We start from the raw sequence: 16904 nt of genomic DNA on the forward strand, positions 1-16904 counted from the left end.
GGGAGGGGTTAAATGCTGCATATTGTAGCCTGTATCAAGCAAGTGCCTGACACCAAAATTATCAAGATGAATCCAAAAACAAACACGATGGACCGCAGGACGGCGCCCGCGATCTTGAATCCGTATGATGCTCATGCTGTTGAAGAGGCGGTTCGTCTAAAGAATAGGTATGGAGGAATCGTATCTGTTGTAACAATGGGGCCGCCTCCAGCGGTTACCGCTATTAAAAAGTGTATTGAGATAGGTGCCGATGAGGGATATTTAATCACGGACCGCCGGTTTGCAGGTGCGGATACATTGGCAACGAGCTATGCCGTAACAAAAGCGATTGAAAAAATTGCAAAAACGAAACCCGTTGATTTAATCATTTGCGGGAAAATGTCCATCGATGGAGATACCGGGCAAGTCGGACCCGGAATTGCTCGACGTCTTGATATTCCACCCCTTACGTCTGTGAATAAAGTAGCGGAAGTAAATCAAGAGGAAGGATATGCTATTGTTCATCGCAAGTTTGAGGAAGGATATGAAGTCGTAAGGTCCACATTGCCATGTCTGTTTTCTGTTGAAAAAACAATTAATGAAGTACCCTATTCTCCGCTGCCAAACATGCTGAAAGCAGCCAGATATAATCCTCACATCTGGTCTGTCGATGACTTGGAAGAGGTAGATATTAAACAGCTTGGATTGAAGGGATCTCCAACGATTGTTTCCAAAGTATGGGCTCCGCAGAAACCGGCAGGGGGTACGTTCCTTGAAGGTAGCCCATCTGCACAAGTTGAGCAATTGCTCTCTGTCCTGCTAGAAAAGAAAGAGTTGTTTGAAACAAAGGAGGGAGTGTAATTGGATTTCAAAGATTACAAAGGTGTTTGGGTATTTATTGAACAAAAGGATGGTGTAGTTGCTTCCGTATCCCTAGAACTACTGGGTGCCGGTAGGAAGTTGGCAGACAAGCGGGGAGTGGAATTGGCCGGTATTCTAATCGGGGAAAATGTTAAACAATTAACAAAGACCATTTTTGAATATGGAGCCGATACCGTGTATGTATATGATCAACCTATCTTTAAACATTACCGGACTGAAACTTTCATGAAGGCGCTGCTGGAGTGTGCTGACAAATATAAACCAGAAATTATTCTCTACGGGGCCACCTCAACAGGAAAAGACCTGGCAAGTGCTGTTGCCACCGATCTTCCGACAGGTTTGACAGCGGATACAACGGAACTTGATGTGGAAGAGGAAACCGGTTTACTACTGGCGAGCAGACCGGCTTTTGGCGGAAATATAATGGCGACTATTTTATGTAAAAAATACCGGCCGCAAATGGCGACAGTACGCGCTAAAGTCATGAAGGCACTGGACCCGGTGCCGGGGAGAAGCGGCAAGATTGTTGAGGAAACTATACCCCTGAAGGAAGAAGATATTCGGACAAAGGTCTTGGAAATTGTAAAGGAAACAGTAAAGAAAGTTCGAATCGACGAAGCGGACATTATTGTTGCAGGTGGGAAAGGATTAGGGAGCTTCGAAGGATTTCAGATCATCCACCAATTGGCTGAAACGCTTGGAGGAGCGGTTGGTGCAAGCAGAGATGTAGTAGAAGCGGGTTGGATCGACCATGCTCATCAAGTGGGGCAAACCGGTGTAACGGTAACACCAAAAATATATTTTGCAATTGGAATCTCCGGAGCAATTCAACATATTGTGGGAATGAAAAACTCCGGGTTAATTATTGCCATAAATAAGGACAAAGAGGCTGCCATTTTTCAGAATTGCCATTATGGAATTGTGGGCGATGCCTTCGAAATCGTTCCTATTCTAATCGAGCAGTTTAAAAATGCTTTAACTAGAGAAAAGGTAAGCCAAACCAGAGAAGTTTAATCCAATGATGTCAGGGCAGCCTCGTGTGCTTGTTGGGAAACCCAATGAAGCAAACGAGGCTTTTTTAGAAGAAATTGATTTTTATAGTTGAAGTAAAGATCGTATCTGATTTCCAAATATTGTTGGAAAAATAAGCATATTGTTTTATCATTAAAATCATAAATATACTAACGTCGAGGAATGAAAGGGATTGGGTTAAATGCAGGTTAGAGAAATTACCGAGAATGAATACTTAGAAGCAATGAAACTATCAATGTATGCTTTTCAATATAAGATCCCGGAAGTTGATATACCGGCTAGAAAAGAATCATTGAAAAATCATACTATTCTAGGAATATGGGATGAAGACGACAATCTGGCTGCGAAACTGCATATTATGCCACTCACCATTTTCATGAAGGATGCCGAATGGAAAATGGGTGGAATCGCTGGAGTTGCTTCATACCCTGAATTTAGACGAAACGGTTATGTAAACGCACTCATTATCGAATCTTTGAAACACATGCGAAATAGTAATATGATTGTATCGCTTTTACACCCATTTGATATCTCTTTTTATCGGAAATATGGATGGGAGATTTTAAGTGAACAGAAGAAATTAACGTTTGAAAAAGCAAACCTTAAGTTCCTTGAAACCCAGACAGGTTTTATAAAGAGATATTCCAGAGAGTCCCATAATGAGGAGATTGAAATGATTTACCAGCAATTTTCCACGCAACATACTGGAATGTTAAAACGCGATACAAATTGGTGGAAAAAACACGTTTATAATGAGGATTCACAGCTTGCTGTTTATTACCATTCCTCGAACGAGGCAAAGGGCTATCTTCTGTACCAGGTGAAAGATAGAAAAATGGAGGTGGAGGAGCTGGTTGCTCTTGACCACGATGCGAGAAAAGGGCTATGGAATTTTATCTGCCAGCATGACTCCATGGTTGAAACAGTTACTATGACTCTTGCAACTCACGATCCATTTCCTTATTTTCTGCCCCAGCCAAAGGTGAAAAATGAGTTAGCTCCCTATTTTATGGCAAGGGTTGTCGACGCTGAAGCATGTTTACTGAAATTTCCGTTCCTACAAGAAAATGAGCCACTGTTCCTCCATCTTGAAGATACACATGCACCATGGAATAATGGGAGTTATCTGCTAGGAAAGGGAGAAATCAGGGTGTTTAAAGAAAAAACGGGAGGTCAATGTGTTCATCCTCCCAAAAAAGGGATTCAATTAAATATTAACTCCCTTTCAGCGATTCTATTCGGGTACAAGAGACCGATGGAACTTTTTGAAATGGGATATTTGAAAGGTTCCAAGACTGAGATAGATCTTTTCGAAAAAAAGATTCCAGCGATAAAATCGTCATTTTTTGATTTCTTTTAACTTAACGCCAATAAAAATATTCATTCAGGCCCTACTTTTTGTTAGGGCTATTTTTTGTTATTCAAAAAAAGAAAATTCTAAATTTTATTTATTATTTGATTGACAATGGAATATGTCTATGAGAATATAGCATTGTGAATACGCTTTCAATTTTTAGATAATTTAATAGTTTACGATTGATTGTATTGGGAGAGAGTGACGAATGTCGCCGCCGACGGAGCAAGTTCCATAAAATCCTTGGAATTAATCTCTCAGGTAAAAAGAACCATTACATGACGTAGCTCTGGAGAGTGCATATTTCTGTATATGCCACCAAAGGGGATCCGCTTTTATGCGGAACAAACTTTCAGGTAAAAGGACAGAGAAGGTGAAACATTGCCTTCTTCTGTCCTTTTTTTGTTGCAGAAACGAACAAAATTCTAATTAATCACTACTACGCCTACATTAGTATTAGCCATATAAAAAGTGAAGATCATCAAAAACTTCTTTAATGGCTTTTTATATTTTTTATCTACTGATTAGGGAAACAACGAATTAATAAAATAAGGAGGGCAAGAATTGTAATCGGATGGGACTGACCTTTTTAAAAATAAAAAAGTAGAGGGTGGGAATTCATATGCAGGAACAGAAATTGGATAGAGGCCTAAAAAATAGGCACGTACAATTAATCGCTATTGGTGGAGCAATCGGAACAGGATTATTTCTAGGTGCCGGAAAATCTATACATTTAGCTGGTCCATCAATATTATTTGCTTACTTAATTACAGGTGTCATTTGCTTTTTGATCATGCGGGCACTTGGGGAACTGCTCTTAACCAATTTGAACTATCATTCTTTTGTTGACTTTGTAAGAGACTATTTAGGTAATATGGCAGCTTTTATCACAGGATGGACCTACTGGTTTTGCTGGATATCAATTGCAATGGCAGACTTAACAGCAGTTGGTCTTTATACCCAATATTGGTTTCCTTCTGTACCACAGTGGATGCCAGGATTAATTGCGCTTGTCATCTTGCTAGTTATGAACCTCGCTACTGTCAAACTTTTCGGCGAAATGGAATTCTGGTTCGCATTAATTAAAGTCATCGCGATACTGGCACTCATTGTCATCGGTGTGTTCATGATTATTAAAGGCTTTTCTACCAATGCAGGAGCATCCAGTTTCACGAATTTATGGAGCCATGACGGCTGGTTTCCAAATGGCATAAATGGGTTTATTCTCTCATTCCAGATGGTTGTGTTTGCGTTTGTTGGCATTGAACTGGTAGGACTTACAGCAGGTGAAACCGAAAACCCAGAAAAAGTAATTCCAAAGGCCATCAATAATATTCCTATTCGAGTTTTGATTTTCTACGTTGGAGCCCTTATTATCATCATGAGTATTTATCCATGGAACGCGATAAATCCTGCGAAAAGCCCATTTGTTCAAGTCTTCGTGGCGGTTGGAATCGCTGCAGCTGCTGGTATTGTCAATTTTGTCGTTCTAACTTCCGCGGCTTCGGCCTGTAACAGTGCCATCTTTAGTACAAGCCGGATGGTATACTCACTTGCCAGAGATAAAAATGCACCTGTACCATTTACAAAACTTACTTCCCGTAAAGTACCTTCAAATGCATTGCTCTTTTCAACTGTGGTCATTTTAATTGCCGTTGTGTTGAACTATGTTATGCCAGAAGGAGTATTTACCCTAATAACAAGTATTTCTACCGTATGTTTCATCTTTATTTGGGGTATTACAATTATCAGCCATTTGAAATACCGAAAAACAAGACCAGATCTAGCAAAAATAAACAAATTTAAATTGCCGCTTTATCCATTTTCTAATTACTTGATCCTAGCTTTTCTAGCATTTGTTCTGGTTGTGCTTGCACTTGCAGAAGATACTCGCGTTGCCTTGTTTGTAACTCCAGTTTGGTTTATTTTACTAATTGCCATCTATAAGATGCGGAATATGAAGGCAAACTATGCAGATCAAGTCAATCAGGAAAAGATAGCAGAAAATTAATACCTAACTCAAAAATGTCTTATGATCCATTTTTGATACCGTTTTCAAAAAAAGCTTGACTTGGTTTCCAGTAACAATTATTCTGAAAATAATAAAAAAATAGAGCGGATGACGGTTGTGGGAGAGTGCAATTTTTACACGCCACCGAAGGAGCAAGTTCCAAAAAAACCCTTGGAATTAATCTCTCAGGTAGATGGAACCACAGCGGGACGCAACTCTGGAGAGCGCATTAAATTTATGCCACCAAAGGGGAATGTTCGTAACAGAACTAAACTCTCAGGTAAAAAGGACAGAGAAGGGAATATGAAGCTTTTTGCTTCCCCTTCTTCTGTCCTTTTTTGCGTGCAAAAAAGCAGATGTTTGAAGCATAAAGGGGAGCCTGAACAATATTTCAAGGAGGAGTTAACATGAGTTTACAACAGAATGATCAAACCATTTTTGAAGCGATTAAAAAGGAGCAGGATCGTCAGCATCAAACATTGGAGTTGATTGCATCGGAAAACTTCGTTAGCCAAGATGTCCTAGAAGCAATGGGAAGTGTGATGACCAATAAATATGCAGAAGGCTATCCAGGAAAGCGTTACTATGGCGGATGTGAATTTGTCGATGTGGCAGAACAAGAAGCTATTGATCGTTTAACAAAGCTGTTTGGTGCTAAATATGCAAACGTTCAACCTCACTCAGGTGCACAAGCTAACTTTGCTGTTTTTTTCGCACTTCTTCAGCCTGGCGATAAAATCATGGGAATGAACCTTTCACAAGGTGGACATTTAACGCATGGAAGTCCTGTTAGTATTTCAGGGAAATGGTTTGAGGTTGTGTCATATGGCGTAAAAGAAGACACACATTTGATTGATTATGATGAGCTGGAAGAAGTTGCGAAAAAAGAAGAGCCAAAATTGATTATTGCAGGGGCAAGTGCTTATCCAAGAACGATTGATTTTGCACGCTTTAGACAAATTGCTGATCAAGTGGGTGCAAAATTTATGGTGGATATGGCGCATATTGCAGGACTTGTTGCCGCTGGTCTTCATCCATCGCCAGTTCCATATGCAGATGTTGTGACAAGTACTACACATAAAACGTTACGAGGCCCACGAGGCGGTATTGTTTTATCAAACGATGAAGAGATTATCAAAGCGATTAATAAATCTGTGTTTCCAGGTTTACAAGGCGGCCCCCTTATGCACATCATTGCAGCTAAAGCAGTTGCTTTCAATGAAGCTTTACATCCAAGCTTTAAAGATTACGCGAAACAAATCATTGATAATGCAACAGCACTAGCGGATACGTTAAAGAAAGAAGGAGCAACCCTTGTCTCTGGAGGTACAGACAATCACATTGTTCTTCTAGATGTTCGCCCGTGGAACTTAACAGGTAAAGAAGCAGAGAAATTGTTAGAAGAAGCAGGTATTACTGTTAACAAAAACACGATCCCATATGATCCTGCAAGTCCGTTTGTCACAAGTGGAATCCGCATGGGAACTGCTGCTTTAACAACTCGCGGAATGAAGCAGGATGATATGGAGAAGATTGGAAAAGTAATCGCTTCTGTTCTGAAAAGTAAAGGTAATCTAGAAGTTCTTAAACAAGCAAAAGAAACTACTAAAAATATTTGTGGTAACTATCCACTATTTCAACAGCCAATTACTGTTTAAGAAGGAGACAATTCATGGAATTTCAAAGTTGCTTTGATATAATCGGCCCGATTATGGTTGGACCATCGAGCTCTCATACCGCAGGTGTTGTGTCAATCGGTAAATTTATTTATGAACTGTTAGGTCGTTGTCCAGAAGAGACAAAAATTGTATTTTATGATTCTTTTGCCGAAACGTACCAAGGACATGGAACGGATAAAGCGCTCATAGGCGGATTACTTGGAATGAAGACCGATGATCCACGAATAAAAAATTCGTTGGAGTGGGCAAAGAAGGATGGTATGCAGTACCAATTCGAGTTTGAAGACAAATGTACGTATTATAACCATCCCAATACAACGATTGTGACAGCAAAATGCAATAATCGGGCTGTAAAAGTTGGGGGTGTATCGCTTGGCGGTGGTTTATCGAAAATCTTTATGATTAACGAAAGAAAAGTAGATATTCGGTTAAGTTCAGGTGATGACTTTACGTCCCTCGCTAGCCATTTCCAACCAAACGAGAAAGTATTTATGGAGGCAATTTAATGGAAATTAAGTCCATGGCAGAACTGATTGAAGCTTGTGAAAGAGAACAAAAAACCATTGGTGAAATCATGTTGATGATGGAAGCGAAAAAGTCAGGAAGAGACGAAGAAACCATTATCAGCATGATGGAAGAACGATTAATCAAAATGAAGGAAGCCGTTGATAGCGGCATTAAAGACGGCTCAACAGCACCAAGTGGTATTTCCGGCGGTGATGCTGTGAAAATGTATAACTACATGACTCAAGGTAAAGCCTTGTCAGGAAATTACATTAGTAATGCCATGACGTTTTCATTAGCTACATCTGAAAGCAATGCACGTATGGGGATTATTGTAGCTACACCAACCGCAGGAGCGGCTGGTATTTTACCTGGTGTATTATTTTCACTTTATAAAAATGACACCTATTCATATAAAGATTTAGTCATGGGCTTATTTACAGCAAGTATGCTAGGTTACGTGATTGCCAACCGTTCCTTTATTTCAGGAGCAGCAGGAGGCTGTCAGGCAGAAGTGGGATCCGCAACGGCAATGGCAGCGGGGACAATCGTAGAGCTAAAAGGCGGTACACCACAACAAGCCGTAAATGCCACCTCCATTGCGATGAAATCATTATTAGGTTTGGTGTGTGATCCGGTTGCAGGACTTGTTGAAGTACCTTGTATTAAGCGAAATGTCATTGGTACCTCGATTGCCTTTTCTGCTGCCGATCTATCACTTGCTGGCGTGGAAAGCCGGATTCCATGTGACGAAGTCATAGAAGCGATGTATAAGGTTGGAAAGGAAATGCCAAGGACACTAAGGGAAACCGCACTTGGCGGGCTGGCGATGACCGAAACAGGTAAAAAGGTAAAAGAACAGTTATTTTGTCGGAAATCTAAATCGGAGGTAACACAATGACTACTAATACATTGTTAAAACGGACACCCTTATTTAAAACATATAAAAAACATGGCGCAAAGGTCATTGATTTTGGCGGCTGGGAGCTTCCGGTACAGTTTTCAAGTATTTTAGAAGAGCATGAGTCAGTACGTAACCGAGCAGGACTTTTTGATGTCTCTCATATGGGTGAAGTAGTGGTAGAGGGAAAAGATGCAGAAAGCTACATAAACTATCTGGTCACAAACGATGTGACGAAGCTCAGTATCAATCAGGCACAGTATACTGCAATGTGCTACCAGAACGGCGGAACGGTCGATGATTTACTAGTTTATAAATTAACGCATGATAAATATTTACTCGTCATCAATGCGGCCAACATTGATAAAGACTTTGAATGGATGAAGCAACATGTAAAAGGAGAGGTAACACTCAAAAATATCTCCAATGAAATTGCGCAGCTAGCCATTCAAGGACCAGAGGCTGAACGTATTTTGCAAAAACTAACGGAAACCAATCTATCTGAAATTGGCTCATTTAAATTTGCACAACATGTTAATGTTTCCGGAATAACAGATATCCTCGTATCACGTACAGGTTATACAGGTGAAAATGGTTTTGAACTTTATTTAGCAGCTGGTCAGGCGGAAGCACTATGGGAAAAACTGATAGAAGCAGGGTGTGAAGATGGCTTAAAGCCATGCGGATTGGGTGCACGTGACACCCTTCGTTTAGAGGCACGTCTTGCACTTTATGGTCAAGAACTGTTAAGCGATATTAGTCCCCTTGAAGCAGGAATCGGCTTCGCGGTGAAAACCAATAAAGAAAGTGATTTTATTGGAAAAGAGGCACTTTTAAGACAAAAAGAAGAAGGATTAAAACGCAAATTAGTAGGAATTGAAGTTACTGGTCGTGGGATTCCCCGTCACGGTTATAAAGTAGTTTCAGAGAGTGGAGAGGAAATTGGTGTCATTACATCGGGAACACAATCACCCACTCTAAAGAAAAGTATTGGTCTTGCTCTTATATCAGCGGAGTATGCACAAGTTGACACACAAATAAAAGTAGAAATCCGTAATAAACAAATTGATGCAGTAGTAATTAAGACACCGTTTTATAAAATGGGTTAATAAAATCATAGAATTCGATACCCACAGTACTTAATTACATGATAGATGGTCAAATTCAAATACAAAAATGAAGGGAAGTAAAATTATGATAAACGCAACTGCAAGTTTACTATATAGCAAGGAACACGAATGGGTATTACAACTAGACGGAAATCGGGTACGAATTGGAATTTCTCATTTTGCACAAAAACAATTAGGGGATATCGTGTTTGTTGAAACTCCGGAGGTAGATGATGAAGTTACAGTGGAGGAATCGATGGGAACCATCGAATCGGTTAAAGCCGTTTCTGAAATTTACGCTCCAGTATCAGGCACGGTTGTTTGTGTAAACGAGGATTTAAACGATAGTCCTGAGACAATCAATGAACAGCCATATGATGCAGGGTGGTTAGTAGAAGTGGAACTATCTAATCCAGAGGAGTTAAAATCCCTATTAAATGAAGATGAGTATCAGGCGTATATTGAGGGAGGGGAATAAGATGACCAACACATTTAGGTACCTTCCTGATACGAATCAAGATCAAGAGGAGATGCTCACATTTTTAAACATGTCTTCAATCGATGATTTATTTGAGGACATTCCAAAAGAAATACGTTTAGAGGGTGAGTTAAACATTCCCGAAGCGGTTCCAGAGCCGCTTCTGTTGAAAAAAATGCAACAGCTTGCTTCCAAAAACAAAAGTGCAAATAACTATCCAACCTTTCTTGGTGCAGGTACATATGATCACTACATTCCAAGCGTAGTAAATCATATGATTTCACGTTCAGAATTTTACACAGCTTATACACCATACCAACCAGAAATCAGTCAAGGTGAATTGCAAGCCATTTTTGAATTCCAGACAATGGTTTGTGAGTTAACAGGAATGGATGTGGCCAACTCTTCCATGTACGATGGCTTTACATCACTTGCAGAAGCTGCTTCACTTGCTATTTCATCAACAAGGCGTGCAAAAGTGCTTGTTTCAAAAGCGGTTCATCCTGAATCACGAGCAATATTAAATACAGTAGCACGCGGCCAAGAATATGCAGTAGAAGAAGTCAATCTTGTTGATGATGTCACCGATTTAAGAGGACTAAAAGAACAAATGGATAAGAGCATTGCCGCCGTTATTGTTCAATACCCGAATTTCTTCGGATCGATTGAAGATTTGGCAGAAATTAAAAAAATTGCGGATACACAAGGAGCATTACTCATTGTAAGTGCTAATCCATTGGCACTGGCGCTTCTGCAGTCACCAGGTAAACTCGGGGCAGATATTGTGGTGGGTGATATGCAGCCATTAGGAATACCGATGGCCTTTGGAGGCCCACACTGCGGTTATTTCGCAGTTCACAAAAAATTTATGCGTAAAGTACCGGGGCGGATTGTAGGACAAACAAGGGATGAGCAAGGAAAACGTGGATTTGTGTTAACGCTGCAAGCACGTGAACAGCATATTCGACGTGATAAAGCGTCTTCTAATATTTGTTCCAATCAGGCATTAAATGCGCTTGCTTCCTCTATTTGCATGACTGCACTAGGCAAGCAAGGAATTCGTCAGATGGCTCAATTGAACATTGAGAAAGCTGACTATATGGCAAAGTGTCTGCAAAAGGCAGGCTTTATCATTATCAATCAATCACCATTTTTTAATGAATTTGTGGTGGAACTACCTCGTCCGGTCAAAGAGGTCAATACCAAACTGCTTGAGGCGGGAATCATCGGAGGATTTGATTTAGAAAGTGATTATAGTTTTGACAATCAAATGCTTATTGCAGTAACAGAGCAGAGAACAAAAGAAGAGATTGACCAATTTGTAAAAGTATTGGAGGAAGTTGTAAATGATTGAATATAATGAGCTAATCTTTGAAATTAGTCGTGAAGGTCGTATGGGTTCAAGCCTGCCGGAAACTGACGTCGATCGTATTGATTTAAACACGAAATACCCGAAGCATTTGATTCGTGATATACCAGCCGAGCTCCCGGAAGTATCAGAACTTCAGCTTGTCCGTCATTACACAGCACTTTCCAACCGAAACCACGGAATTGATAATGGGTTCTATCCATTAGGTTCTTGTACGATGAAATACAACCCGAAAATTAACGAAGATGTTGCCCGTTTTGATGGCTTTAGCCGCATACACCCTTATCAGCCGGCAGAAACGGTTCAGGGCGCTTTAGAGCTTTTATATAATTTGCAGGAAGAATTAGCAGAGATCACCGGCATGGATGCAGTAACGTTACAGCCTTCTGCAGGAGCACAGGGAGAATGGACTGGCTTAATGATGGTAAAAGCCTATCTTGAACAAAAAGGAGAAAAAAGAACAAAGGTCCTCGTTCCGGACTCCGCTCATGGTACAAATCCTGCCAGTGCAACGGTTGCCGGGTTTAAAACAGTCACTATTCCTTCCAATGAAAATGGATTGGTCGACTTAGAAGAATTAAAAAAGCACGTGGATCAGGATACAGCTGCATTGATGCTGACAAATCCTAATACACTTGGATTGTTTGAGAAAGAAATTTTGGAAATTGCCAAAGTTGTTCATGAAGCAGGCGGCTTATTATACTACGATGGAGCAAATGCCAACGCCATTCTTGGAAAAACAACACCGGGTCATATGGGATTTGATATTGTGCATTTAAATCTTCATAAGACGTTCACGACTCCACATGGCGGTGGCGGCCCAGGAGCTGGTCCAGTCGGTGTGAAAAAGAAACTCATTCCGTACTTACCTGTCCCACGTATTGAAAAAGACGGTGAGAAATATGTACTGAACTCGAATCATCCGCTATCAATTGGCCGTGTAAAAGGATATTATGGAAACTTTGGAATTTTGGTTCGTGCTTATACCTATATTCGTACGATGGGACCTGTGGGATTACGTCAAGTTTCTGAGGGGGCAGTGCTTCATGCGAACTACCTCCGTAAAAAACTTGAACCATATTTTGATGCTCCGTATTCCCAAGTGTGTAAACATGAATTTGTCTTATCCGGTTCTAGACAGAAAAAACTGGGTGTAAGAACTCTTGATATGGCAAAACGGCTCCTTGATTTTGGCTATCATCCACCGACCATCTACTTCCCGCTGAATGTTGAGGAGTGTTTGATGATTGAACCTACAGAAACGGAGTCAAAGGAAACAATGGATGCCTTTGCCGATGTGATGATAAAAATTGCAAAAGAAGTAGAAGAAAACCCAGAGATTGTTTTAGAGGCACCACACACGACAGTCATCGGCCGGTTGGATGAAGTACAAGCGGCGAGACAACCAATCTTACGATATATAATAGAAGAAACTAATCAAAAGGTAACAGTAAAATCTTAAACGAATGATCATTGAACCACTAGGAATGAAGAAATGGAGACAATAAACCTTCCTATGATCTCTCATTCTTGGTGGTTTATTAAATACAAAGGCTGTGTTAACGGTTATGTTGATTTTGAAACCCTGTTGGCCTTCGTTCCAGGCACGAAGACTCCTGCGGGNNAAGCGAAGTGCCTGGAACGGAAACCAACAGACCTATTTAACACACAGCCAATACAAAAAATCTAATGTCTGTTTTTAGGAGTGATAGACATGTCTACAAATTATGTTCGAAAACCAGAGTGGTTAAAAATAAAACTAAATACAAATGAACAATATACAGGCCTAAAAAAAATGATGCGTGAAAAAAACCTTCATACCGTCTGTGAAGAAGCAAAATGTCCAAATATTCATGAATGCTGGGCTGAACGGAAAACAGCGACTTTTATGATATTAGGAAGTATTTGTACGCGAGCCTGCCGGTTTTGTGCGGTTCAAACGGGCCTGCCGACAGAACTTGATTGGGAAGAGCCAGAGCGTGTAGCAGATTCAGTGGAAAAAATGGGCTTAAAACATGTCGTGATTACCGCTGTTGCTCGAGATGATTTAAAAGATGGCGGAGCGGGGGTATTTGCAGAAACGATCAGAGCTGTAAGACGCCGAAATCCATTTTGCAGCATTGAGGTCCTTCCGTCCGACATGAAAGGTGAATATGAAAACTTAAAAACATTAATGGATGCAAGGCCTGATATATTAAATCACAATATTGAAACAGTTAAACGGTTATCACCAAGTATTCGGGCACGGGCAACGTATGAACGTTCCTTAGAGTTTTTGCGCCGGGCTAAAGAAATGAATGCCAGTATTCCAACCAAATCAAGTATTATGATTGGACTTGGAGAAACAAAGGAAGAAATTATCGAAACGATGGGCGATCTTCGAGCGAACCATGTGGATATTATGACAATTGGTCAATATTTGCAGCCTACCAAACATCATTTAAAAGTTCAAAAGTATTGGAGTCCACAAGAGTTTGAGGAACTAAAAACGATCGCCATGTCAAAAGGATTTAGTAACTGCGAGGCAGGTCCTCTTGTTCGCTCCTCTTATCATGCGGACGAACAGGTCAATGCCGCAAATGTAATTGTGTAATGAAATAGGTGTAAGGAGAAGAAAGTCTATGATAATAAAAATGACAGAAGCGGCCACCAATAAACTAAAAGAAATGATGGCGAATGAAAATCATAATCCTCGGATTGATGCCGAAGTTAGCGGAGGATGCGGAATGTCTGTTAGGTTTTCAATTGTATTTGATGAACCTCGGCGAAACGATTTATGTATGGAAATAGAAGGGATCCAAATTCAAATAGACCGTTTTACAAAACGCTATTTAGATGAGGAAACGCATATTGACTATAGCACAGAACAAGGATTTGTAGTTGGGGAAAGCTTTGCCTCTAGTGCATGTGCCATTCCAATCGATTAATCGGGTAGAGAAGCTTATTAACTATATAGGAAAGATTCAGCAGTTTTCCGACAGATATAATGTTAAGAGGAGATAACACACATGACAAAAGAATATGATGTCGTAATTATCGGTGGTGGCACGGGTGGGTACGTAGCTGCCATTCGCGCTTCACAATTAGGTTTAAGAGCGGCGGTTATTGAAAAAGGAAAAATTGGTGGAACATGCCTTCACGCTGGTTGTATTCCGAGTAAGGCCCTATTAAGAAGTGCAGAAGTATTCGCTCAAACAAAGCATGCAGATAAGTATGGTGTAATTGCCCCTGTAGTGGGTCTTAATTTTTCAAAAGTACAGGCCCGGAAAGAAGAAATTACGGACCGCCTATATAAAGGTGTCCAACATTTAATGAAAAAAGGAAAGATCGATGTTTTTGATGGAAAGGGAAGTATTACACAGACAAAAGATGTGTTAGTGGAATTGAATAATGATGAAGGGGAAGTCATTTTAAGCCCCAAAAATATCTTAATTGCCACAGGGTCCCGTCCAAGAACACTTCCTGGCCTTGAAGTGGATGAGAAGTATGTGATGACTTCGGATGAAGCGCTAAAAATGAAGAAGCTTCCGAGTTCTATCATTATCGTTGGCGGCGGGGTAATAGGAATCGAATGGGCATCTATGCTTTCTGACTTCGGCATCCAAGTTACTGTAATTGAATTTGCCGAGCGTATTTTACCATCAGAAGATACAGATATTTCAAAGGAAGTACAGCGTTTGATGAAGAAAAAAGGAGTAAAAATCGTTACAGGAGCAAAAGTTCTTCCAGAAACGCTGGAAAAAGGTGAGGGTGTTTCCATTAAAGCGGAGCATAAAGGCAAAGAAACACCATTTTCTGCAGACAAACTTTTGGTATCTGTAGGGCGCTCTCCAAATACAGAAGGTTTTGGCCTTGAAAAAACGGCCGTTGAACTAAATCCGTTTTTTATTCAAACAAATGAGTTCTACCAAACAAATGAACCGAACATTTACGCCATTGGTGATGTCATTGGCGGCTTACAGCTTGCCCATGCTGCTTCACATGAAGGAATCATTGCTATTGAACATATGGCAGGTAAAACGCCAAATCTACTTGATTCAAACCTTATTGCCAGATGTATCTATTGCAGCCCAGAAGTAGCGAGTGTCGGGCTCACAGAGGAAGCTGCAAAGGAAAAGGGCTATCTGGTGAAGGTTGGTAAATTCTCCTTCCGTGCGATTGGAAAGGCATTGGTTTTTGGTGAATCTGACGGATTTGTCAAACTGGTTGTTGAAGAAGGAACGAATAAGCTTTTAGGAGCACATATGGTAGGTCCACATGTAACGGATATGATTACTGAGGCCGGGCTTGCTTGTGTATTGAATGCAACAGCAATGGATATTGCCCATACAATTCATCCGCATCCTACATTAGCCGAAGCTATTGGTGAAGCTGCCCTTGCTGTGTATGGACAGGAAATTCATGCCTAACTCATTACGAGGGTATTCGTCCTTCTATAATACATAATTAATAATCTTAAGGATGGTGTATAAGCGTGATCACAACATCGAAGCCCAACCGGGCAAAATTACTAATTTCATGTCGGGAAAAGCCGGGTATTATCTCGACTGTCACGAATTTTTTATTAGAACACAAAGCCAATATTGTCCACTTTGATCAACATACAACAGATCCAAGAGCAGGTATGTTTTTTATGAGAATCGAGTTCGAGTTGGAAGAATTTGAACCTTCTATTAAAAAGCTTGAAGAAGATTTACATGAGCTTGCGCAGGATCATGCCTTAGTTTGGCAGTTGAGCAATAATGAAAAAAGAAAGCGGATGGCTATCTTTGTTTCGAAAACTGATCATTGTCTAAACGAACTTCTTTGGCGCTGGAAATCCAATGAAATTTCAGTAGATATCCCAATGGTAATTAGTAATCATACTAGTTTAAAAGAAGTAGTTGAAAGTTATGGCATCCCTTTTTATCATATTCCAATGTCTCACGAAACGAAAGAAGATGCCGAACAGAAAGCATTAGAATTAATGAAAGGGAAGGTGGACTTAATTGTCCTTGCTAGATATATGCAGATACTTTCCCCTAACTTTATTTCAAAGTATCCTAATCAAATTATCAACATCCATCATTCATTCTTGCCGGCATTTGTTGGCGCAAATCCTTACGTGAGAGCATTTAACCGTGGTGTAAAGTTAATCGGTGCAACTGCACATTACGTTACGAATGATCTTGATGAAGGACCAATTATTGAACAGGATGTACAGCGAATTAACCAACGCTATACTGCAGAGGATTTAAAGACCGCCGGACGTCATGTGGAGAGAAGGGTTCTTGCTGAGGCCGTTTCCTGGCACGTAGAGGATAAGGTACTTGTTCACGGTAATAAAACGATCGTATTTGCTTAAGACTATAAGGAGAGGGTGCCATTGCCAGGAAATGAACTTGTAGGGGACATGATTAATATCCTTTTAGCTATCCTTTGGATATGGATTTTTCTTCAAAATAAACGAAAGCGTACGATAAACCACGCACATGTTTTTTTGTTCGTACTTGCAGTGGGGATATTGCTCAATTCACTTTATCAAGCAATCAATAGTTGATAGGACAGAGTAAAATGTAGATTGGTTTAAATAGTTTTTTATCAAGCTTAAATTTGAGGATTTATTG

At 40.3% G+C, this 16904-nt stretch carries 16 protein-coding genes and 2 riboswitches; all 16 genes read left to right on the plus strand.

The window, feature by feature from the left end:
• The first annotated feature begins 12 nt into the window (after positions 1-12).
• The 16 genes from COJ96_RS17735 (at position 13) to COJ96_RS28760 (ending at position 16837) form a co-directional block, all read left to right on the plus strand.
• Positions 13-840, plus strand: coding sequence for an electron transfer flavoprotein subunit beta/FixA family protein (locus COJ96_RS17735; RefSeq protein WP_098575139.1), 828 nt, complete (start codon positions 13-15; stop codon positions 838-840).
• Positions 841-1875 carry an electron transfer flavoprotein subunit alpha/FixB family protein gene (locus tag COJ96_RS17740; RefSeq protein ID WP_098575140.1) on the plus strand — a complete coding sequence of 345 codons (1035 nt, stop codon included), beginning with the start codon at positions 841-843 and terminating at the stop codon, positions 1873-1875.
• Between the two features lie 199 nt (positions 1876-2074).
• Complete coding sequence (locus COJ96_RS17745; RefSeq protein WP_098575141.1) at positions 2075-3253, plus strand: GNAT family N-acetyltransferase; 1179 nt, start codon at positions 2075-2077, stop codon at positions 3251-3253.
• 176 nt (positions 3254-3429) lie between these two features.
• Positions 3430-3531, plus strand: a riboswitch (glycine riboswitch).
• Positions 3532-3869: 338 nt separating this feature from the next.
• Positions 3870-5258 (plus strand): amino acid permease, encoded by a 1389-nt coding sequence (locus COJ96_RS17750; RefSeq protein ID WP_098575142.1) that lies wholly within the window; start codon positions 3870-3872, stop codon positions 5256-5258.
• 207 nt (positions 5259-5465) lie between these two features.
• Positions 5466-5561: riboswitch (glycine riboswitch) on the plus strand.
• Positions 5562-5665: 104 nt separating this feature from the next.
• Positions 5666-6916, plus strand: a complete 1251-nt coding sequence (glyA, locus tag COJ96_RS17755; protein WP_098575143.1) for a serine hydroxymethyltransferase — start codon at positions 5666-5668, stop codon at positions 6914-6916.
• A gap of 14 nt (positions 6917-6930) precedes the next feature.
• On the plus strand, positions 6931-7443 hold the full coding sequence (locus COJ96_RS17760) for a serine dehydratase beta chain (RefSeq protein WP_098575144.1): 513 nt from the start codon (positions 6931-6933) through the stop codon (positions 7441-7443).
• Positions 7443-8342, plus strand: a complete 900-nt coding sequence (sdaAA, locus tag COJ96_RS17765) for an L-serine ammonia-lyase, iron-sulfur-dependent, subunit alpha (RefSeq protein ID WP_098575145.1) — start codon at positions 7443-7445, stop codon at positions 8340-8342. Before COJ96_RS17760 ends, sdaAA begins: the two co-directional genes overlap by 1 nt.
• Positions 8339-9451: a glycine cleavage system aminomethyltransferase GcvT gene (gcvT, locus tag COJ96_RS17770; RefSeq protein WP_098575146.1), complete on the plus strand. Its 1113-nt coding sequence runs from the start codon at positions 8339-8341 to the stop codon at positions 9449-9451. The genes sdaAA and gcvT overlap by 4 nt, the downstream gene beginning before the upstream one ends.
• An 85-nt stretch (positions 9452-9536) precedes the next feature.
• A complete protein-coding gene (gene gcvH, locus COJ96_RS17775) occupies positions 9537-9929 on the plus strand; it encodes a glycine cleavage system protein GcvH (protein WP_098575147.1) in 393 nt (130 codons plus the stop codon).
• Between the two features lies 1 nt (position 9930).
• Positions 9931-11283 (plus strand): aminomethyl-transferring glycine dehydrogenase subunit GcvPA, encoded by a 1353-nt coding sequence (gcvPA, locus tag COJ96_RS17780; RefSeq protein ID WP_098575148.1) that lies wholly within the window; start codon positions 9931-9933, stop codon positions 11281-11283.
• Positions 11276-12760, plus strand: a complete 1485-nt coding sequence (gcvPB, locus tag COJ96_RS17785; RefSeq protein WP_098575149.1) for an aminomethyl-transferring glycine dehydrogenase subunit GcvPB — start codon at positions 11276-11278, stop codon at positions 12758-12760. The genes gcvPA and gcvPB overlap by 8 nt, the downstream gene beginning before the upstream one ends.
• 252 nt (positions 12761-13012) lie before the next feature.
• On the plus strand, positions 13013-13891 hold the full coding sequence (gene lipA, locus COJ96_RS17795) for a lipoyl synthase (RefSeq protein WP_098575151.1): 879 nt from the start codon (positions 13013-13015) through the stop codon (positions 13889-13891).
• Positions 13892-13919: 28 nt separating this feature from the next.
• Complete coding sequence (locus COJ96_RS17800; RefSeq protein ID WP_098575152.1) at positions 13920-14225, plus strand: HesB/IscA family protein; 306 nt, start codon at positions 13920-13922, stop codon at positions 14223-14225.
• A gap of 81 nt (positions 14226-14306) precedes the next feature.
• Positions 14307-15707 carry a dihydrolipoyl dehydrogenase gene (gene lpdA, locus COJ96_RS17805; RefSeq protein ID WP_098575153.1) on the plus strand — a complete coding sequence of 467 codons (1401 nt, stop codon included), beginning with the start codon at positions 14307-14309 and terminating at the stop codon, positions 15705-15707.
• 59 nt (positions 15708-15766) lie between these two features.
• Positions 15767-16642 (plus strand): formyltetrahydrofolate deformylase, encoded by an 876-nt coding sequence (gene purU / locus COJ96_RS17810; RefSeq protein ID WP_373561725.1) that lies wholly within the window; start codon positions 15767-15769, stop codon positions 16640-16642.
• 21 nt (positions 16643-16663) lie between these two features.
• On the plus strand, positions 16664-16837 hold the full coding sequence (locus COJ96_RS28760; protein ID WP_180230168.1) for a hypothetical protein: 174 nt from the start codon (positions 16664-16666) through the stop codon (positions 16835-16837).
• The last annotated feature ends 67 nt before the right edge of the window (positions 16838-16904 follow it).

Origin of the sequence: Bacillus sp. AFS073361 (genome assembly GCF_002567005.1) — a bacterium.
Taxonomy (GTDB): Bacteria; Bacillota; Bacilli; order Bacillales; family Cytobacillaceae; genus Neobacillus.